Origin of the sequence: Staphylothermus marinus F1, from assembly GCF_000015945.1 — an archaeon.
Taxonomy (GTDB): domain Archaea; phylum Thermoproteota; class Thermoprotei_A; order Sulfolobales; family Desulfurococcaceae; genus Staphylothermus; species Staphylothermus marinus.
Genome location: NC_009033.1, coordinates 464,782 through 484,744, shown reverse-complemented (window position 1 = coordinate 484,744; position 19,963 = coordinate 464,782). Strand labels below are relative to the sequence as shown.

Sequence of the window (19,963 nt, the reverse complement as noted above, 5' to 3'; positions counted from 1 at the left end):
AATTTTGTACCTAGAATTATACATTAGAGTTCAATAGTATTTATGAGTAATATTTCGTTACGTTTTCAGGATATATTGATCGGTATGAGAGGAATCTTAGAGACTTTGATTAAAACATAGTATTCTTCTCCATCCACTAAGAAAACATTTCTACATCCATGGTTCTGTTCTAGATAACGTTGAATAATAGATAATTTTTCAACATAATTAAGTGGCTTCTTCATAGATCCAATTATATTCGAAAGCTTAAGAACAACATATTTGTTATCAATGATGCTGGATAATATTTTATTTATTTTTTCAAGCAAGTAATTATCAATTAACATTGTTTTCCTTTCTACTAGCTTATTCGCCTTCTTCAGAATTTCTTCTTCAGAAATTTTTTCTTCTTCCACAATACTATTTATTCTATCAAAGAGTTCTTTGTTTTCTTCCCATAACTTAGCAATTATAGGAGTTATATTGTCTAGTTGGCTAATAGTAATTATGTATTTCTCATGTAGTTCTGGATCAAATTTTATTTTCAGAGAACTCTCAAGATTTTTGGCTTCATTCATAATGTTTTTTAGTTTAAGGATTTCCCGCAAATATTTATAGAATACTACTGGATCTACTTTTTCATCATTGTATTTATCAATGTATATTGATAGATAATAACTTGTTAAAATATAGTTTCTACTCTGATCATCTATGACGATAATATATTTGGAACCATGATTTTTTATGAATAGTTCGAAGAAAATAGCTGATCCTATAATCTCGTTCTTCTTTTCAATGCTTTCTAGATCTATTAGTCTAGGCATTATACATAGTTGTTCATGTATTGAAGGATATTCCAGAATTATTTCATTATTTCCGACAATGTTTTTACGGCTTAATTGTTCTTTTAGCCTACTATTACTTATTCGAATAATTATTTCTCTATTAGTCTTATGTATTTTATAGTCTTTCCCGTAGTCGTATTGGATAAGTATTCTTATAATTTCTCTAATTTTATCTAATAACTCTATTAATTCACGAGAATTGTTAGTCTTCAAGTATCCAGTTCTCCGGCTCTTTTATTTCTTCTACAATTGTTTCATTTAATTGTTTCGAGAATAATTGTTTATCCCAGCAAAGTATGCTTCCACGGCACATTACTTTCAATGCTCCTGCAGCTAATGCATATGATAATGCTTTACCTGGATCCTTATAATCTATGTATGCAGCATTAAAAAATGCATCGAAAGCGTCTCCAGCACCTGTAGAATCTATAGGTGGTCTTATAGGTTTTGATACTCCATGATAAACTGTTCCTCCATGTTGTAAAACATATGCTCCTCCCGGCCCCTTCTTAATAACTATTAGATCTGTACCATATTTTAGTAGGTTCTCTACTTTACCTCCAGTAATTGAACGAGCTTCTGATCTATTAAGAAATAGGATATTTATGTTGTCCAGTATTGAAACAATTTTTTCTTTATCATATAATGCATAAGCTCCAGGATCATAGCTTACTAGTGAGCCCAAGCCTGTGGCTCGCATTGCTATTTCTGATGCAATAGTTGGCGGAATACTTGCCATATGAACTATTGTTGCTTCCTCTAATAATTGTCTAGGAACATCGTTAGGAGATAATAACTCGTTAGCACCTCTGTATTTAACCATGATTTTTTCTCCACCTGGGATTACTATTACATTTACAATGCCGGGTTTTTCTTCAACTCTCTTAATAAATCTTGTATATACACCGATCGAGTTTAGTTTTTCCAAGATAGAATCTATTAATTGATTAAGCGATGTTGAAGCAATAAGATATGCTATATGGCCATAATAAGTAACTGCTACTGAATAATTAGATGCAGAACCACCTGGTCCAATCATTATTTCTTCGGCAAAAACACTTTCATCAGGCATTGGCAGTCTTGGAACATACATTGTTATATCAATGTTTAAATTACCTACGGCTACATGTATTGGTTTTGAACTAGTCTTAGACATGGCTCCTACAACCTGCCTATTCTTTTATACCATTCTAGAATTGTTTTTGCAGATACTGTTTTTGAACCGGTTTCTCTAACTATTTGATCCCATTCATTAAGTATTTTAACAGCTTCATTAGCAACCTTTATAGCATCATCAACCCCTGCATCAACTATGAATTCCTCTGTCTCCCTATTCGCAATCGCGGCACAAACACTGCCAGCTCTTAAACCATAAATATTTGCTAATGTAAAGATCGTTGCAGCCTCCATTTCGAAATTCAACACATTAACGCTTTTCAAAAAATCTATTAAACCCCTCTGGAAAGGCGGTAAATAACCTTTATAGCCTGGTCTCTCCTGCCCCACATAGAAGCTATCAGTACTAGCCGTTAAGCCAACATGGTATTTAACGCCAAGCTCCTCAGCAGCTGTTATAAGTGCCATTGTAACATCAAATGAAGCAACGGCTGGGTATTCGGGGAATACATATTGTTTACTTGTTCCCTCAAGCCTTACGGCACCGGTTGAAATAATTATGTCTCCAACACCTATATTTCTCCTTAAAGCACCTGTGGTTCCTACACGAATAAAAGTATTTGAGCCAACACGGGCAAGTTCTTCAATAGCTATAGCTGTTGAGGGAGCACCTATACCTGTGCTTGTAGCAGATATGAATACTCCCTTATATTTTCCACTAAACGTTAAATATTCTCTGTGCTCAGCAACTCTCCAAGCTTCATCCCAGAAACTAGCAATACGTTTAACTCTTCCAGGATCACCGGGTAATAAAACATATTTACTCACATCACCAGGCTTAACACCTAAATGATATACACGACCAGATTCATCAACAGGAGCACTGGCACTACTGAGTCTCTTACCTCTTTCCAAGAAAACATCACCTACAATATTTTTTCTATAAGGTTCTAAATATAAAGACTATTTGTTTACTCAGATACTATGATTATTTTGAAAGCTGTATAGTTGATGATTTGGAACACTCTTTGTTCTTATTTAGGGTTTTACTTCACAACACCATCTATGATATGTATGGGCCAGGAAATACAAATGAAGGGCTCAAAGCGCTCTACGTGGAGCGATCGAAGAAGGGGGATTTTGGGCAAAAACATTGTATAGATAATTACATTATATTGTGTTATATTTATAAGTGTTTATATCTACTTTTCCCGTATTTTGAAAGTAATGCTTCAAATTCTCTTTTACCAAGAACAGTAACTATCTCTACAATGTTGCCGTGAAATGCATATACAACAGCATATCCTCTAATATTAACGGCTAAGTATAAGTCGTTCCAGGAATCATAGAAATACATGTATGGATCATTAATAGTATCGTATATATCTTCTAAACTAATTCTTCTCTCCTTCATTCTATGCACAGCATGTTTAGATACACGTATTTTCCAGAAAGACTTCTCTCCAGAAAAGTTGTTCATATTTCTAGCACTTCAACAGATAAATCCTTTGTATCCAAAAGTGCTATTGTTGACTTACCCGTTAAGTAACCACATGTTTCTCCAGGGTTTAATAGAAGCTTATTATTAATATGTTGAACCAGTACTCTATGAGTATGTCCGAATAATACAGCATCTATCCCTTCGATGCTGAGTAGGGATTTAGCAATTTTTACAGTATGCTCTATTCCATCATATCCATGCATTACTAGAAGGTTTCTATTGCCAAGATTAATAATGGATGGACCGCTATATAATTCCCATCCATTAACAGAAAATAATTTGCTTAACAAGTATATGTCACCATCATTGTTTCCGAGAACACCGTATACCTTGATATCTTTCAATATATTCTTCATTCTCCTAACAACGAAGGGAGAAATGATGTCTCCTAAATGAATGATTGCATCGACACGGTGATCTATGAATTTGTTTAATGCTTTATCCACGGCATAGATATTATCATGGCTATCGCTCATAACACCGATCAACATATTACGTGTTCCTCCAGAAAAACTATTGATTAGGTAAGAAGAATTTACTCTACTTTTATCTCATAACCCTTCTTTTTCTCTGATGTTTTGATCTTCTTCAATACTACTTCTAATACTCCATTCTTATATGTAGCCTTTGCCGACTTAGGATCAACCTCTGCCGGTAACTCTACTTCTTTATAGTATTTCCTGTTTGTATCGCTTGCTCTTATAATAAGCTTCCTCTTATCATCGCTTACTTCTAGCTTAATCTTATCTTTTTCTACTCCTGGAAGCTCTGCAACAATAGTTATATTGTCTTCATGCTCGAATACGTCTACGAGGGGCTCTCTTTCTTCACTAATCATTTTTTTACCTTCAACCTTTTTGACATTACCGAATTCTTCAATTACTGGTTTACCGTCTGGGCCTATTGTTATTCTAAAACCATAAACGTAAGGACCTAATCTTCTTGTTGGGCCGAGTTCTTCTATAAATCCTCTAGTCTCCAATGTTTCGAATTCTCGCAGTAACCTATTCATTTCCTCTTCCATTTGCCTGAATATTTCATCAAATATGTCGAAGAATCCTCTTCTACGCCGTTTATTATAATCATCCCATCTACTCATATAGAATATCACCTCTCAACCGATTAGTTCATTATACCTTTATTTTCTATATGTCTTAATATTTTTGATTGATTAAGCAATATGAGAATGTATGGTGTCTATTTGAAATTGGAGAGACCATATGTATTGGTGTTTTCAACGATTAGTGTTGATGGAGGATTATCTGTTAAGGGTAAAAAATACAAGTTAAGTAGTGATAGAGACCTTTACAGACTACATTATTTTAGATCAATTGTAGATGCTGTAATGGTTGGTGCTAATACTGTTATAATAGATGACCCATTACTAACAATACGTTTACCAGGCTATAAGGGCAAACAACCATATAGAATAGTGATTGATGGTAAGCTAAGAGTAACGCCTAAATATAAAGTGTTTAATACAAAATATGCTCCAACAATACTTATCACAAGCATTAGTAATAAGGATAGAGAAATAATTAAGAGATTCACATCGAAGGGCGTAAAAGTACTATTTATCGACACAGATAAAAATGACCCCTCAAAACTCGATCTTAGAAAAGCAGTTGAGAAACTATATAGAGAATTCTATATTAGAAAAATACTTATAGAGGGTGGAGGACAATTATTAGCCTCCCTTCTCAAAAACAAATTGATCGACGAACTGTATTTATCGATCTCTCCATTAATCATTGGATTAAACAAGACTTCACTTATTGAAGATTTTCTCGAATCTCCATTAAAGCTTGTTCTCAAAAACATATTTATAGATCACATAACCGGCGAGATAACTATTAATTATAAACCAGTCTACGAAGAACAGTGATCTATATCTTTATTAGAAGGATATAAATTACTCATAATACATTACACAATCAATAGAGCCCTCGAAGGGGTAGGTTATATTGAAAGTTTATACACGTGAAATAGTTCTATCCACTAATAAGAAGTTTCAATTAATAGATATTACTTATGAAGTTGAAAAAATTGTTGAAGATAGTGGTGTTAAGAATGGAATGGTTCTCGTCTTCGCACCCCATGCTACAGCGGCAATTATAGCTAATGAGCATGAATCAGGTTTAATGGAGGATATAATTACTAAGATCAAAGAGTTAACAGAACCCGGTAGTTCTAAGTGGAAACACAATCTCATAGATGATAATGCACATGCACACATAGGCTCAGCTCTAATAGGGGCTGATCGGGTTTTTCCAGTTATTAATGGTAGACTAGTTAGGGGTACTTGGCAAAATATTTTCCTCGTAGAAATGGATGGCCCCAGATCTCGTAGACACGTTATTGTAACTGTTATTGGTGAGTAAAACTATGAGACTATATGTTGCAAGTGATAAGGAGATCATAGAAGGTGCTGTAACCGATATATATTTTGTTAGAACAACAAGGATTCTCAGAGAGAAAGGTATTCGTAGAAAAGTTAGAATGGAATTCCATACAACCAGTCTCCCCAAAGGATATGAGTGGGCTGTTTATGCTGGTCTAGAAGAGATCTTGTATGTTTTAAAAGATAAGCCTGTCACAGTGTATAGTTTGCCTGAAGGCACATTATTCAAACCTGGAGAGCCCCTCTTAATTATTGAAGGCTACTATGACGACATAGCAGTTTATGAGACACCTCTTCTCGGAATTATGAGGCACTATACAAGTATTGCTACCAAGGCCGCTCGTATGAAGAGGTTAGCAATGAATAAGACACTATTATTCTTTGGATTAAGAGCTCTTCACCCAGCACTAGCACCCATGGCTGATCGAGCAGCATATATTGGAGGCTTAGACGCTGTATCGGGAACTATAAGCGAGAAATATCTTGGATTAAAACCTGTTGGAACAATGCCTCACGCATTAATAATATTATTTGGTGACCAAGTAAAGGCTTGGAAAGCATTTGACGAAGTTGTAGAGGAAGATGTTCCTAGAATAATGCTTGTAGATACTTTCTGCGACGAAAAAATGGAGTCATTACTGGCAGCTAAAACTCTCGGCAAGAAACTATATGGGGTAAGATTAGACACCCCTAGTAGTAGAAGAGGAAATATGAGAAAAATTGTTGAAGAAGTAAGATGGACACTAGACATTAATGGTTACAAACATGTCAAAATAATTGTTAGCGGTGGTATAGGCGAGAAAGAACTTATAGAATTGAGAGATATAGTTGATTCATTCGGTATAGGGACATCCATAGCTTTCCCGAAAAACATAGATATAAGTGCAGATATTGTTGAAATATATGATAATGGTGAATGGATCCCTATCTCGAAACGTGGAAAACTACCAGGAGCTAAACAATTATATCGTAAAAGACCAGGTCTAAACGACTATATAGGATTACTAAATAGAAGCACCCCTCCCTCACCAGAATATAAACCATTACTCAAAAAATACATAGACAACGGCAAATTAGTAGAAAAACTACCTAGTATTCAAGAAATTAGAAACTATGTACTAGAACAATTAAAAGAAGTACCTGAACCTGAACCTGTGTAGAATTCAGCTGATCCCATCCAGTAATTTTTCTAGCTCATACATATTATAAACCATATAGATCTTGGAGGAATTAATATGTTTTTCTAGTAATCCATTAATCCATGAATATTTATACCATACCAATACTATATTTTCCAGCTTCCCCAAGATCCTATATAGATTTTGGATTTTATCGTCTACATACACTATTGTTTTTGGATTATATTTTCTAGTCAGGATCTTGATACCCTCTATTCTCGATGATATGTCTTCACCAACAACTATTATGTCTTCGAAAAAATCATATAGCCCCAAATCCTTTATCCTCCACAATTTCAAACCATAAATATCGTCTCTATAACTCACACTACCAATAATCCATCCTTTACTCTTCAAGTTCTTCAAGACATTTCCGGCTCCTGGTTCCAACTTGCTTGTCTCAATTCTTACCTCCCAATACTTAGCTAGGAGATAGCTAAGTATTTGTTCATCTATTTCAAGATATTTCGGCCACCATTCTTCACGTAGCATGCCTGCTTGATCATATATGTATTCCATATATAGGAGGAAACGAGCATATTCCTCATCGATACCAAACATATCTGGAAGTATTTTCTCATAGAATACTGGAATTCCTGAATAACTATCAACTAATACACCATCAATATCAAATACAACTAGTTTCTCCCCAGTCATTCATTCACACCTATGAGATAACTTAATCAACCGATAAATTAGATAAAAATCTACAAGATATATTACAATACTGCATTGGTGATATAATGGTTACAGTTAAGCTAAGAGCTTTCTCTATATTCAGCGATATTTTTGGGAGAGAAGAAATTTTGAATATTGATGGTAGAATAAGTGTTAAGGATCTTATTGATCATCTTAAGAAGAATAATAAAGTATTTGCAGAAACCATTAAACAAATCCCAGTAATTATTTTAGTCAACGGTAAATCTGTGAGTGAAGAATATGTATTGAAGGAGAATGATGAAGTAGCAATAATTCCTCCTGCATCTGGTGGGTAAATATGCCATATATACGTGTTGGATTAACAGAGTCAATAATTGATGTTAATTCAATAGTTAATGAGCTAATAGAACATACAAAAGGTCTTGGAGGAGCTATAGTTTCGTTTATAGGATATGTGAAAGGAATAGTTGATGATCATAGAGTTTACGAATTGCAATATACTGCTTATCAACCATATGCGGAGGAGGTTTTGAAAAAGATAGTTATGGAAGAAGTCAGCAGAAATGATCTATTGGGTGCAATAGTTATTCACAGAATAGGTAATCTCAAACCAGGAGATCCAACTATTTATATCTTCGTATCAGCTAATACTAGGAAGAAAGCTTTCAAAGGATCATCAGAGATTCTGGAAAGAATAAAACACGAGGCCCCGATCTTCAAGCTCGAAAAAAGAGATGACGGCGAATATTGGGTCATCGGTGATGGCAGAAGAGTTGCTAGAAGAACAATCAGTAACGCTTGACCATTTCTACGTGTTTCTCAAAAACTATTGCTACGCTGTCGTAGTGGGAAATATGCATTCAAATAGTTATTTAATCGGATATGTAAAATATTGTTTAGGCAAGAATAGTATTTGGAGAAATAATCTAGGATACTATGATAGAATAGTCAATTATTATTCGCCTAGAAAAGTATATGATGCAACTCCTTGGAAAACATATATCCCCTGCTACGACTCCTATATCCCAGTCATTCCTAGATCAAGCATTATGAAAATATTTAATCCAATAAATAGGTTGAACGAAATAATTTCTTCGCCTCGGGATAAATTGGAGGAGTTAACAGCTAATCTATCTAGCATACTATATTTATCCATAAATAGAAATGCTTTAGGAGTAACAGGCTCACTCCTTATCAGAATACATAATCCCGTTTTCAGCGATATAGACATGATCGTTTATGGTTGGAAAGAATCTCTAAACATAATAGAATTTATCAATGAAAACAAAGATTTGTTTCCAGGTTTTACAGGGGAGAGGTTGAAAAAGTGGATCTATAGCAATGCGGAATCCTCGGGATTACCCCTTAGCAAAGTGGAGAAACTATATCGTAGATGGCGTAGAGGATCATTTATGGGAAGAGATTATTCAATAATATACAATAACGGTGTTTACAAACATCTAGATACATGTAAAGCATGGAGAACAATGGGGCATATAAAAGTAAAAGCGTGCCTAGCAGGTGGATTAGATGCTTTAAATTATCCATCAAAATCAAATATAGATAAATATTATGTATTGAAAAACACTAAGAAACTACGTGGCGATATTGAATATGTTTTATCTTTTGATGCATTATATATTGGTAAACTATTTGATGGTGGCTGGGTAATTATTAGTGGTTTATTACAACATGATCAATTAGAGGATAAGTATAGAATACTTGTTGGCGGCAGAGAATATAAGGGATATATTGAGCCATTATAAGTGGGATGGCTTAATGGTATTAAGAATATTAGCCGCTTCAAATATTAATGGTAGAGAAGATCTTGTTCCATATATTATCTACCTAGCCAATACTGAAAAAATTGATGTAGTATTGTTTTGTGGAAACATTGTTTCTCCCCTAATTATAGACGAGATAAGTAAGAGAATAAAGGGCCGTGTACTCGGTGTTGCAGGGAATCTCGATGATCCTTCTGTAATAAAAATATTGAAATCTATTAATGGATTTATTGATGGGAGAATAGTTGAAATAGATGGGTTAAATATTGGTGGAATAGGTTTTAATCCCGAGCTATCAGTTAATAGGTTGTTAAAGGAAAATAAGCATTTAGATATACTTGTTTCTTTTTATCCAAGTATAAAAACTCCTTTCAAGAACGGTGTTGGCATGGTTGATCACTTAATTAAAACATTACATCCTAAAATAGTAGTTTTTGGTAGAGGATATAAGGAGTGTTTAGTTAATGATAAATATATTTTTCCAGGTGACGGCTACAAAGGTTTTTACGCATTGATCGAGATTAAAAGTAAAGATTATAGGATTAAAACATACTGTCATCGTCTCCAAAATATTGTTCTAGATAATTATTAATATTTTCAGAAACATATATATTATATATGGGTGGAAACATGATATTGTTTGATTGGGGAACGTATAATGCATTAAACACTTTAACCAAAGCTGCAATACTTGGAATGAGATTAACAGAAATACCTCCATGGGATTTTTCAAGGAAAACTAGAGGTCCAGACTATTTTGAAGCTTATCGAGAATTTGCAACTAAAGCATTTACAACAATTATTGCTCACGGTCCATACTATAATCTAGTTAGTGATCATCCGAGATCGCTAAATGTATATTGAAAGCTATGAGAGCAGCTGTTAAGAAAGCAGCTATGGCAGGAGCTTCTATTTTTAACGTCCATATTGGTTGGAGAGTATTCATGGATCATAGAGATTTAGAAGCAGTAGCTGATATGGTTAAGAAAATGCTGGAGATCGCTCCTGAAAACATGTATATTAGCCTGGAAACAACTTATACTCGAAAAAGATCGGGAGCCTAGACGAAATTAAGTCGATTATAGAAATGGTTGGTAGTGATAGAGTTATTCCAAGTGTCCAGTTAGAAAACGTTTTCATGTATGAGACAAGAATTGATCAACATGGAAACTTTATTCAGGCAGATAAACAAGTCAACAAGGACTTCTGGCTCAATATACTGAGAAAAACACTTGAAATGAGCAAGGGATATTTAAGCCTTAGATTCAGTCAAGTAACAGGTGTGGTTGCCCGTGCTTTATGATGCACGGGCTTCCCCCTCTTGGGTTGGGGCTTCATCCCTTCATTGAGGGGGCTATCGGGGCTCCACCAAGACCACTTTGAGCCCTTCATCTGCATTCCATTAACCATACATGTTAGTAGGGGTTTATAAAGCGAACCCAACCAATCTACCAAAACAATCATAGTTTTCACAATTTTCCAAAACAACCATAATATCCAAATAAGCAAATAGTCTATTTCGGGAGGAGGTTACTTAAAAAGAGAACTCCGCTAGGTAAAGGATACCCAAGCATATAACCATTAGCAAGGCACTAGCTCAGTTCATGGTTAAAGAAGTTAAAGACAAAGGATCGTCCCTTAGAATGCACATAATATACACAGGGCCTCCGGAGACAAAATATGAGGATACAATAGATCTTTATGCATCAATTATGAAGAGAGTTGTTCAACACTTGTAATAATCCATAAAATAATTATTTTTACACCATATCCACTATCCTATACTTGTGTGTAGAAAATTGACTGGTTTTAGTCTTAAAGTAAAGCCAAGGGATTATCAAATAGAAGCTGCTAAGTGGGCATTATCAAATAAAAGATCAACGGTAGTTATGCCTACGGGATCAGGTAAAACATTAATAGCAGTTTTATTCAGCAAAGAGCTCTTGGAAAAGAAGCATGCAAAGAAAATACTCGTATTAGAACCTACAAGAATACTAGTAGAACAAACAGCTCGATATTTTGAAAAAACACTAGGTATTAAAGCGCTCCCCATACATGGACGGTATCCGCCGGATAAAAGAATAGAATTATGGAGAAAAGCCGTAGTTGCTGTTGCAACACCTGAAACAGCATTAAACGATGTAAAACAAATTATCCAGAACAACTATGATGCAATAATTGTTAATGAATGCCATCATACAACCGGAAAAGACGCATATGCTAAATTCATGAAGACAACAGACAAAGTTTTCAAGTGGAGACTTGGATTATCAGCACATATCCCCAGATCACGCAGATATAAAATAGAAAAGTATATTGGAAAAATACGAGTATGGAGCTGGACTGATGAGAGAATAAAAAAGTACGTGCCTGAATGGATAGGTGAAATATATGAAGCAGAACTCAACGATGCAGAGAAACAAGTACTTGAGAGACTCGAGGAGGCAAGACTGGAATATATTGGAAAGTATAGGGGATTGGTAAATCTAGCTATTAGACGGTTTATAAGAGATGGAGCGCTTGCTCTTAAGGAGAGTTTAGAGAAAGATACATTATTAGCATCTATACTATCACATATTAAGCCCATGCTTGAAAACAAAGAGGTAAGGCCTTTACATAAACTAGATGCTTTGAAAAGAGTTCTAAGTGATCATGAGGGTTTTAATAAAGCAATTGTATTCGTCGATAGAGTCATTGTTGCTGAATATCTCGAGAAGAAACTAATACATTATAATCCGGTAATCATCGTCGGTAAGACTAAGTTAAGAACGGATCTTAGAGAAGTATTGAAGAGAGCGCATAGTTCAGAAACAAAAATAATAATTTCTACAAGTGCAGGTGAAGAAGGAATAGATCTTCCCCAAGCAGATCTGCTTATTATATGGAGTAATGTAGCAAGCCCATTAAGGTTTATTCAAAGACATGGCAGAATATTAAGGCTAACAGGTAGGAAGGGATTAAAATTTGTTGCATACATTGTTACACCTGATACACCAGACATGAATAGTTTACTAGACGCATTAGAGCTTGCTAAGAAGAATGGTGTAGATGTTCCCATCGATGAAGAAACATTAGAAGCTCTTTGGAGAAAAACAACGAGAAATAGAATACTAGTTGTACTATCTGGAAAACCAATGCCTCTTGGATGGATTAGTGAAATTACTGGTATGCCCAGAGACATGGTTGAAAAAGCTATTAGGAGATTGGAGGATAAGGGACTGGTTATATACATATATACTTTCCTAGATAAAACCTATGCACTAGTAGATGACTTGTTTATACTCAAAGAAAACTTTGAAGAATACTTAACCCCTGATACAAGTTTGGTTGCAAGAATTAAGCCATATGTGGAAAATAAAGAGTTAAAAATGGTTTCTGGTACTTATGACCAAGTATTAACAAAGCTTATTAGGCTTCTCAGAAGATACGGCGAATTCACAAGGATCTCGGCAATTCTGCAAATACCCTTAGAAACAGGAGCTTTTCAACAAATAATGCTTCACTATACTTTCCGAATCAATAACGAAGAAGTGCTTGAAACAATTATAAAAAACCTTTATTCAGCTAGCAAATACTATAGATTCATCACTAAGACACCATGGTCTAATAATAAAGCTGAACAATATGGTGAATTATAATTGGTTTCCATTATAAGCATTGAGGAATTCACGAAGCTAATTCAAAATTATGAATCAATATCTATGATTATCGGTTCAGGGCTAGAATATTCTCTGGGTCTCAGCGGATTCTATGATTACAAACCAGCTAGACAAAAAATCATTAATGAAGACATTATTGTTAATTGTTCATCGCTGAGTAAGGATGTTCTCAAGATAGTTGGTTTACTTACTAAAATTTTAAGAAGCGATCGTTTCCAATCAGTCATTATTACAAGCCCGTACTGTCTATATAGATGTATATGTGATCAAGAAAAATTACTGAAGGAAAAAGTTATCCCGCTTCTCGGTTGTTTTAAATGTAGTGATTGCTGTATAAAAGAGCCGGAATATAGAGGATTAGGTGAAAAAATTAACTATAAATTACTGGCTAAAAGCATTGTCGAGGTTACCTCCGCGGAAGCCCTTATAATTACTGGTTTGACGCCTGCTTTATCCCCTGTAAACATGTTGCCATTGATAGCTAAATATGGTAAGCCAAAATTATTCTTGGTAGATACTTTTAACAACCCATATATGTTTGTTGTTGACTACTATGTTGAAACACCTAGTTACAAGTTACTCGAAATCCTTGGAGAAATTAATTTATAACCTAGACTATGCTCGTTCTTGTCTTGAATAGGAAGATATACGTATATTTAAAAACATGTATAGAAACTATAACCTTAATATATAGAAACTTTATCAATACGACATAGATAGATACACATACTGTTACTGGAGCGTAGTTGGTGACAAGCTGTGGCAATCGATAATAGTTTAAAACCCTTATTCGAACCTAGAAGTATTGCGATTATAGGGGCTAGTAGGAGTCCAGGCAAGATCGGGCATACTATTATGAAAAACATTATTGAATATGGTTATAAAGGTAAAATATACCCTATAAATCCTAAAGCTGATGAAATACTTGGCTATAAAGCATATAAGTCTGTTGTCGAGGTCCCCGACGAAATAGATATGGCGATAATAGTCGTTCCTGAACAGGTTGTCCCGAAAGTTGCTGAGGAATGTGGTAAAAAAGGTGTAAAGGTATTAGTTGTTATTACATCTGGTTTTAGCGAAGTGGGAAATGTTGAAGCTGAGAGAAAACTTGTTGAGATAGCACGCAGGTATGGTATGAGGATTCTTGGACCAAACATTTTCGGCATAGCATATACGCCTGCAAAATTGAATGCAACATTTGGTCCAAAAGATGTTCTCGAGGGCCCTATAGCATTTATTACGCAAAGTGGTGCTTTAGGAATAGCATTAATGGGTTGGACAATAATGGAAGAGATAGGTATATCGGCTCTCGTCAGTATGGGTAATATGGCTGATATAGATGTAATAGATGTTTCTAAATACTTAGCCAATGATCCAAACACTAAAGTCATAACAATTTATCTAGAAGGACTAAAACCTGGCACTGGTAGAAAATTTATTGAAGAAATGAAGAAAGTTACAGTTAAGAAACCTGTAATTGTAATTAAGGCTGGAAGAAGCAAACGTGGAGCTGCCGCTGCTGCAAGCCATACTGGAAGCCTGGCTGGAAGTGATAACTTGTATCAAGCAGCATTTAAACAAGCAGGAATAATAAGAGCATATACTACAGAGGAAATGTTTGATTGGGCTAGAGCATTCGCTTCACAACCAATACCTCGAGGCGAAGAAACGATCATTATTACAAATGGTGGAGGAGTAGGTGTTCTAGCAACTGATGCAGCTGAAGAACACAATGTTAAATTATTAGATCCAAGCCCTGAGCTTAAGGAGAAATTTAAGAAAACTATGCCATGGTTTGGTAGTGCGAAGAACCCTATCGATTTAACTGGTCAAGCCGTTGTTGAAAACTATGTAGAAGCATTGAGGACCGCGTTTGAATCAGATGAAATTCATAATATAATATTATTGTATTGTAGAACAGCTATTCTTGACCCCAGAGACTTAGCGAATGCTATTGTTAAACTATACGGAGAATATAAAGGAACCGCTCATAGTAAGCCGTTGGTTGCAGGGTTTGTTGGCGGAGAAGACGTTCGTGAAGCAATTAGGTTATTGAATAAGAATGGTATACCTGCTTATCCAAGTGCGGAGAGAGCTGTAGCTAGTATAGCAAAAATGATCTGGTATATGAGGTATCTTAATAAAATAAAATCTAGGAAATAATAGAGTTTTACCTAATCCTAGTTCCAGGTTTTACTGGTTTTTCAACGGTTAAAAGAACAGGGACTCCATCCTCGCTATCAGCAGCCAACAACATTCCCTGACTTACTAATCCAAATATTCTCTTAGGCTTTAGATTAGCTACTACAATAATATATTTACCAATGAGATCATCTGGACTGTACCAAGCACCTAAACCAGCTATTATCTGGCGCTCACCTAGTTCTCCAAGATCCACTTTTAGCTTTAATAGTTTCTTACTACCCTTAACCTTTTCAGCTTCTTTAACAAATCCGACTCTAAGATCTATACGCATAAATTCTTCATAACTAACCTCATTACTAGACATAGTTGTCACCTTTAATTTATTTGTTCACTTATCAATATAGGGTTATATACATATTTTTATTTATTATGATACAATAAAATGCGAGGTGTTGTGATATACGATGCGGGTTTAACGCAGTAATTGTGCGACCAGGAGAGTTCATGGTAAGATATGGATCAGTTACAACTAAATTTATGGTTTCAAGACTTAGAGATAGCATTGTGCGTGTTTTGAACAGGAATAATTATAGATATGAAAACGTCGATATTGTCGGGGGGTCTAGAATAGTTGTATCTGGTCTTAGTAGTACTATTGCAGAAGAAGTTGCTGGTAAGTTGGCTAAAGTATTCGGCGTTAGCAGTACGAGCCCGGTAGTTATGGTGGATTATAATTTATCAATGATAACTGATGTGTTGATAGATATGATCTCTCATAGTAAACCTAAGAGTATTAGATTAAGAGTCATGGGGGAATCTGGGTATAATAGGTTGTTTCTCGAAAAATTACTTGCATCTATTATTGTTAATGAGGCTAAAACATATATTGACCTACGATCTCCTGATGAGGAATACATTATTGATATTCGTCAAGGAAAAGCATATATTACCAACAAGATCTATAGAGGGGTCGGGGGTTTACCTTATGGAGTAGAAGGTTGCTTAGTTGTTCTATTATCTGGTGGAGTGGATTCTTCGTTAGCAGCATGGTATGCTATGAAGAGGGGAGCACGTATAATACCTGTATTCATTGATCTCGGAAAATACTGGTCTGAACAAGCTAGGAGGAGATTCTATGAAGCATTATCTCTAGTATATGAATGGGTTCCATGGGACAAAATTAAGACCTACATAGTTCGTGGAGCAGAGAAAATATTGGAATCAACAAATATACCGGCCCGTCTCCGATGCTTATTATGCAAAGCTAACATGTATAGAATAGCTTCTATTATTGCAGACAAAGAAGAATGCTTAGGGATAGTTACCGGTGAAGCCGTTGGCCAAGTTGCATCCCAAACACTTAGAAACCTATATATATTATCTAGTATCTCTCCTAAACCCATATATAGACCAGTAGCTTTTATGGATAAACTAGAAATAATAGAGCAAGCGCGAAAACTAGGTTTTCATATATTGTCACGAGATGTTGGAACATGTTTGCTGAGACCACCTCATCCAGAAACAAGTGCTAGTAGGGAAGACTACTATATACTTAAACAAGCTCTTCAAGACACAATGGATATAGCAATTAAACTAGTGAATCAAGCAGAGGTTAAATATTATTCAACCTAATATACTTCCTATATATCTTATATGGATCATATTTATCGATGTCAATTCCTCTACTCTTGAGATCAGATATAATATTATCGTCAGGATTCCATGGAAGCTCTGAACGAAATACTTTAAACATCCTTATCAACACCTTCTTACCCTCCAACAATACTTCGTTCGCTACTTTAACGATTTCCTCCAAAGAATCTTCTTTAGCCAATAAGATGTTTTGAGACCTTAAGAGATGAGATATTTTAACCCCACTAGTAAGCTCTATAATGTATCCCTTATCAGGATTCATTGATATTATCCCGCTATGTTTTAAGCCAGCTTTTCTCGCCATTGACAATATTTTATCCGCGTATTCTAAGCTATTTGTTGATAGATGAAGTATGGGACCAGTTGAGTTTAGCCAGAGTCTCCTCACAACTGGTTTCTTTAATACATCCAGTACCTCATTGATTGTTATAGGAACATGTTTCTTGAATACAACGCTTGATTCTTCTCTGCTCCATGGATATGTTGAATCACTAACCGTTATTCTACCGCTACAACTACTTAATGTGTAAATGTTTATATCAGTATTTAAGATCAGAAGAATGCCTATGAGATCCTCATCTAAATATCCTATCTCTAGATCCTCCCATAACCTGTTCCAGAATTCTATTTTTCTCCTTCGCCAAGCTGATAAGTTTATTTTAAAATCCATTTCTGCCCCCCAATTTTACAATGACATATATTCCCTATCTTAATAGTAATGTATATTTAAACTACGAAGTATTAGTTCATAGAAGGTGATGAATGTATTGGAAATATATGGAATAGTTTATAGTGTTAAAGATCCAGCTGGTTTTGGTATGGCAGAATACATTATCAAGTATTATGGATTGGAGAAAAGCAATGTATGTAAAAATGCTATAACATGCTATGTAGGAAATAATTTTGTACTAGCAGGATTCAGCGAGGATGTTATATATTTTGATTTCTTAGACGGTAGATTACCTGATAAGGTTTCAAGATATATAGTGTTATCTAGGCATTCTAGTGCTAAAAAAGTTTGTAGCTATACTGTTCACCACACGGGCAACTTCGGGCCCGAAGCTCCATATGGTGGTAGGCCGAGAACATTATCTATTGCCAACCCAATTGTGTCACATAAGTTGCTTATTAATTTGAGTATACTCGCAGAGGAATATGGGAGAATAGATGAATATGAAGTAAGCTATGAAGCAACGCATCATGGTCCCACAGATGTTAGAAAACCCCTTAATTTTATAGAGATAGGTAGTACTATTGATGAATGGAAAGACCCAGTTAATCACGAGATTGTTGCTTTGGCAGTAATAAAGTTCTTGGAGAACCCTAACCATGAATGTATTCCTGTTACTGGTGTAGGAGGGGGACATTATCCTAGAAAACACACTAAGATGGCTTTTGAGAAAAACTATTGTTACGGCCATATCATGGCTAAATATGCTCTTCAATACTTGTCTCCGGAAATCCTAGAAGAAATGATTGTGAAAAGCGATCCTGTGCCTCAGAGAATTATTGTTGAAAAGAAGGGTACTCGTAGAGAGCATAGGAGAATTATTGAGCAGTACGTATTGAATAGAGGAATTGTTTTAGAGTATATCTAACCTATTCTACTACCTTTACCTTGTATCTGGTATCTTTATACCATGTTTTGGATAACTTACCCCATATAATCCTGAATACTAGCTCGTATTCTCCTGGTTGTAGTTTTATCTTGATTTTTTCAGTAGTTTTCTCTCCAGGATCAAGCTTTTTGATCTTCTTACGAGCAACTACGTTGCCCAAACTCATTACAACGATCATTGCTTTATCTGGTGTGCTTTCGCCATTGTTTGAAATAGTTATCTCTAATTCTTGTCCTTTACGGACAATTTCGGGAACATTTATTTCTTCTATACTGAGCTCTGGCTTTGCATATCCAGTATTATATAGTAGTATGTTTGATATCCTCATTTCTTTCGGGAAATATGTTGTATTTGTTTCTAAGTGTTTAAATGTAATAATGTTTTCTTTTGATAAATTGTTTAATTCTATGATGTGTTCATCCATTCCTTGTACATTTTCTATATTTAATAATAAATTATTGTTCAGAAGTATCTCTCCTCTAGCAATTGTGCTCGGCATATATACTGTTGTCCTAAGCCTACCGTTTCCACCCTCGTAGTTTATTTTTAGCGATGAAGATTCTCCAGGTTTTAAACTAAGTGCTCCACTATAATATGTTAATATAGATTCTGCCTCGCTACTACTGTAAAGTGCTAGAATTGCTAGTTGCTCAATAATTATATAGTCTCCTCCTTCGAGTTTGAAAGTTATATTTGCTCTTCTCCTACGTAGCCCCTCAGGCGTTTTTATTATACTGGTTACATCATAGACTAGTTTTGCAAAGTATAGGTTTCCAGCAGGAGACATTATATGTGGTTTAAATTCCTTAGTGACATTTATACCGTTAAGTTTTACTCGCCAATTAATATGTTGAGAAGGCACCAATACCCCTATATCTAGTAATGCATATTCTAACTCAGCATTTTTAGGATGTAGAAGGCTGAGCGGTATTGTTTGTTTAAAAGGCATTAATCCGCCCATTCTCGCATTTGGTATTGCAGATGTATATACTACGTCTCCACTAAACTTTTTCTCAATAAATTTCAACAATTTTCCCTCAACCATTTATCACACCTAACTCATATCTAGTCAGCACATGATAAAAAGATATTAGGTAACCAGGTTAAATAATGTCTAATAGATGAAGACGCCCTGCCGCAGGCTAGCACTCCCCGCTGAAATAATAGGGGAGTGTGATGTGCTAAGGTGAACCCCTGGCTGATTCTTCTTTCTTCTCAGCTTTTTCAACATATCTAGCTAGACTCCATGTTCTAATAAGTGATACTCCACCACTTAACGCTACAAATCCTATTAATGCTGCTAGGAGACTGCTAGGCACATCTCTATAGATCATAAGTTGAAGTGACCACAAGAAAACATATATGCTGAAACCAATCAATACGAATCCTGCAATAGCAACAACTATATCTCTCGAGACCATTT

The 19,963-nt window shown here is 35.2% G+C and carries 27 protein-coding genes; 16 read left to right on the top strand and 11 right to left on the bottom strand.

The features are described from left to right. Positions 1-65: 65 nt before the first annotated feature. From SMAR_RS02360 to hsp20, 6 genes are all read right to left on the bottom strand, one after another. Positions 66-1,037, bottom strand: coding sequence for a hypothetical protein (locus tag SMAR_RS02360; protein ID WP_011838767.1), 972 nt, complete (start codon positions 1,035-1,037; stop codon positions 66-68). Next, positions 1,027-1,980, bottom strand: a complete 954-nt coding sequence (locus SMAR_RS02355) for a carbohydrate kinase family protein (protein ID WP_011838766.1) — start codon at positions 1,978-1,980, stop codon at positions 1,027-1,029. The genes SMAR_RS02360 and SMAR_RS02355 overlap by 11 nt, the downstream gene beginning before the upstream one ends. Positions 1,981-1,985: 5 nt before the next feature. Further along, on the bottom strand, positions 1,986-2,855 hold the full coding sequence (udp, locus tag SMAR_RS02350) for a uridine phosphorylase (protein ID WP_011838765.1): 870 nt from the start codon (positions 2,853-2,855) through the stop codon (positions 1,986-1,988). Between the two features lie 271 nt (positions 2,856-3,126). Then, positions 3,127-3,420, bottom strand: a complete 294-nt coding sequence (locus tag SMAR_RS02345) for a DUF4258 domain-containing protein (RefSeq protein WP_011838764.1) — start codon at positions 3,418-3,420, stop codon at positions 3,127-3,129. Continuing rightward, on the bottom strand, positions 3,417-3,917 hold the full coding sequence (locus tag SMAR_RS02340; protein WP_244372463.1) for a metallophosphoesterase: 501 nt from the start codon (positions 3,915-3,917) through the stop codon (positions 3,417-3,419). Before SMAR_RS02340 ends, SMAR_RS02345 begins: the two co-directional genes overlap by 4 nt. Positions 3,918-3,976: 59 nt before the next feature. Next, positions 3,977-4,540, bottom strand: a complete 564-nt coding sequence (gene hsp20 / locus SMAR_RS02335) for an archaeal heat shock protein Hsp20 (protein WP_011838762.1) — start codon at positions 4,538-4,540, stop codon at positions 3,977-3,979. A 102-nt stretch (positions 4,541-4,642) separates the two neighbouring features. On the opposite strand from hsp20, the gene SMAR_RS02330 reads away from it, so the two are divergent. The 3 genes from SMAR_RS02330 (at position 4,643) to SMAR_RS02320 (ending at position 7,002) form a co-directional block, all read left to right on the top strand. Then, entirely contained in the window at positions 4,643-5,326 is a 684-nt protein-coding gene (locus tag SMAR_RS02330) for a RibD family protein (protein ID WP_011838761.1), read from the top strand. A 79-nt stretch (positions 5,327-5,405) separates the two neighbouring features. After that, positions 5,406-5,822: a secondary thiamine-phosphate synthase enzyme YjbQ gene (locus SMAR_RS02325; protein ID WP_011838760.1), complete on the top strand. Its 417-nt coding sequence runs from the start codon at positions 5,406-5,408 to the stop codon at positions 5,820-5,822. A 4-nt stretch (positions 5,823-5,826) separates the two neighbouring features. Then, positions 5,827-7,002 carry a nicotinate phosphoribosyltransferase gene (locus tag SMAR_RS02320; RefSeq protein WP_011838759.1) on the top strand — a complete coding sequence of 392 codons (1,176 nt, stop codon included), beginning with the start codon at positions 5,827-5,829 and terminating at the stop codon, positions 7,000-7,002. A gap of 3 nt (positions 7,003-7,005) precedes the next feature. Here SMAR_RS02320 and SMAR_RS02315 read toward each other — a convergent pair whose 3' ends face one another. Next, positions 7,006-7,677, bottom strand: coding sequence for an HAD family hydrolase (locus SMAR_RS02315; RefSeq protein ID WP_011838758.1), 672 nt, complete (start codon positions 7,675-7,677; stop codon positions 7,006-7,008). Between the two features lie 86 nt (positions 7,678-7,763). Here SMAR_RS02315 and SMAR_RS08610 point away from each other — a divergent pair, with 86 nt between their 5' ends. The 11 genes from SMAR_RS08610 (at position 7,764) to acs (ending at position 15,286) form a co-directional block, all read left to right on the top strand. Next, a complete protein-coding gene (locus SMAR_RS08610; protein ID WP_052833791.1) occupies positions 7,764-8,015 on the top strand; it encodes a MoaD/ThiS family protein in 252 nt (83 codons plus the stop codon). A 2-nt stretch (positions 8,016-8,017) separates the two neighbouring features. After that, on the top strand, positions 8,018-8,482 hold the full coding sequence (locus tag SMAR_RS08605; RefSeq protein ID WP_052833790.1) for a molybdenum cofactor biosynthesis protein MoaE: 465 nt from the start codon (positions 8,018-8,020) through the stop codon (positions 8,480-8,482). After that, entirely contained in the window at positions 8,442-9,446 is a 1,005-nt protein-coding gene (locus SMAR_RS02300) for a hypothetical protein (RefSeq protein WP_052833789.1), read from the top strand. The genes SMAR_RS08605 and SMAR_RS02300 overlap by 41 nt, the downstream gene beginning before the upstream one ends. A 13-nt stretch (positions 9,447-9,459) precedes the next feature. Beyond that, complete coding sequence (locus SMAR_RS02295) at positions 9,460-10,056, top strand: metallophosphoesterase family protein (protein ID WP_052833910.1); 597 nt, start codon at positions 9,460-9,462, stop codon at positions 10,054-10,056. Positions 10,057-10,100: 44 nt separating this feature from the next. Beyond that, on the top strand, positions 10,101-10,328 hold the full coding sequence (locus SMAR_RS02290; protein ID WP_148676721.1) for a hypothetical protein: 228 nt from the start codon (positions 10,101-10,103) through the stop codon (positions 10,326-10,328). After that, entirely contained in the window at positions 10,325-10,528 is a 204-nt protein-coding gene (locus tag SMAR_RS02285) for a hypothetical protein (RefSeq protein ID WP_052833787.1), read from the top strand. The genes SMAR_RS02290 and SMAR_RS02285 overlap by 4 nt, the downstream gene beginning before the upstream one ends. Before the next feature lie 23 nt (positions 10,529-10,551). Next, positions 10,552-10,767, top strand: coding sequence for a hypothetical protein (locus SMAR_RS08355; RefSeq protein WP_148676720.1), 216 nt, complete (start codon positions 10,552-10,554; stop codon positions 10,765-10,767). A 301-nt stretch (positions 10,768-11,068) separates the two neighbouring features. Then, positions 11,069-11,203 carry an endonuclease gene (locus SMAR_RS08685; protein WP_011838754.1) on the top strand — a complete coding sequence of 45 codons (135 nt, stop codon included), beginning with the start codon at positions 11,069-11,071 and terminating at the stop codon, positions 11,201-11,203. A gap of 60 nt (positions 11,204-11,263) precedes the next feature. Continuing rightward, positions 11,264-13,102, top strand: a complete 1,839-nt coding sequence (locus SMAR_RS02275; RefSeq protein WP_011838753.1) for a DEAD/DEAH box helicase family protein — start codon at positions 11,264-11,266, stop codon at positions 13,100-13,102. Further along, positions 13,103-13,732, top strand: a complete 630-nt coding sequence (locus SMAR_RS02270; protein ID WP_011838752.1) for a hypothetical protein — start codon at positions 13,103-13,105, stop codon at positions 13,730-13,732. It abuts the gene before it with no gap. A gap of 150 nt (positions 13,733-13,882) precedes the next feature. After that, positions 13,883-15,286, top strand: coding sequence for an acetate--CoA ligase alpha subunit (gene acs, locus SMAR_RS02265; RefSeq protein WP_011838751.1), 1,404 nt, complete (start codon positions 13,883-13,885; stop codon positions 15,284-15,286). A gap of 7 nt (positions 15,287-15,293) precedes the next feature. Here acs and metG read toward each other — a convergent pair whose 3' ends face one another. After that, positions 15,294-15,632, bottom strand: coding sequence for a methionine--tRNA ligase subunit beta (metG, locus tag SMAR_RS02260; RefSeq protein WP_011838750.1), 339 nt, complete (start codon positions 15,630-15,632; stop codon positions 15,294-15,296). Between the two features lie 140 nt (positions 15,633-15,772). On the opposite strand from metG, the gene SMAR_RS02255 reads away from it, so the two are divergent. Further along, positions 15,773-16,900 carry a tRNA sulfurtransferase gene (locus SMAR_RS02255; RefSeq protein WP_011838749.1) on the top strand — a complete coding sequence of 376 codons (1,128 nt, stop codon included), beginning with the start codon at positions 15,773-15,775 and terminating at the stop codon, positions 16,898-16,900. Here the strand turns inward: SMAR_RS02255 and SMAR_RS02250 are convergent. Continuing rightward, positions 16,881-17,591, bottom strand: coding sequence for a tRNA(Phe) 7-((3-amino-3-carboxypropyl)-4-demethylwyosine(37)-N(4))-methyltransferase (locus SMAR_RS02250; protein ID WP_011838748.1), 711 nt, complete (start codon positions 17,589-17,591; stop codon positions 16,881-16,883). The two genes, SMAR_RS02255 and SMAR_RS02250, sit on opposite strands and share 20 nt — an antisense overlap. 97 nt (positions 17,592-17,688) lie before the next feature. On the opposite strand from SMAR_RS02250, the gene SMAR_RS02245 reads away from it, so the two are divergent. Next, entirely contained in the window at positions 17,689-18,519 is an 831-nt protein-coding gene (locus tag SMAR_RS02245) for a D-aminoacyl-tRNA deacylase (protein WP_011838747.1), read from the top strand. 1 nt (position 18,520) lies between these two features. Here the strand turns inward: SMAR_RS02245 and SMAR_RS02240 are convergent, their stop codons facing one another. Together SMAR_RS02240 and SMAR_RS02235 are read right to left on the bottom strand one after the other, a co-directional pair. Further along, entirely contained in the window at positions 18,521-19,585 is a 1,065-nt protein-coding gene (locus SMAR_RS02240; RefSeq protein WP_011838746.1) for a CARDB domain-containing protein, read from the bottom strand. Positions 19,586-19,721: 136 nt separating this feature from the next. Further along, positions 19,722-19,961 carry a hypothetical protein gene (locus SMAR_RS02235; RefSeq protein ID WP_011838745.1) on the bottom strand — a complete coding sequence of 80 codons (240 nt, stop codon included), beginning with the start codon at positions 19,959-19,961 and terminating at the stop codon, positions 19,722-19,724. Between the last annotated feature and the right edge of the window lie 2 nt (positions 19,962-19,963).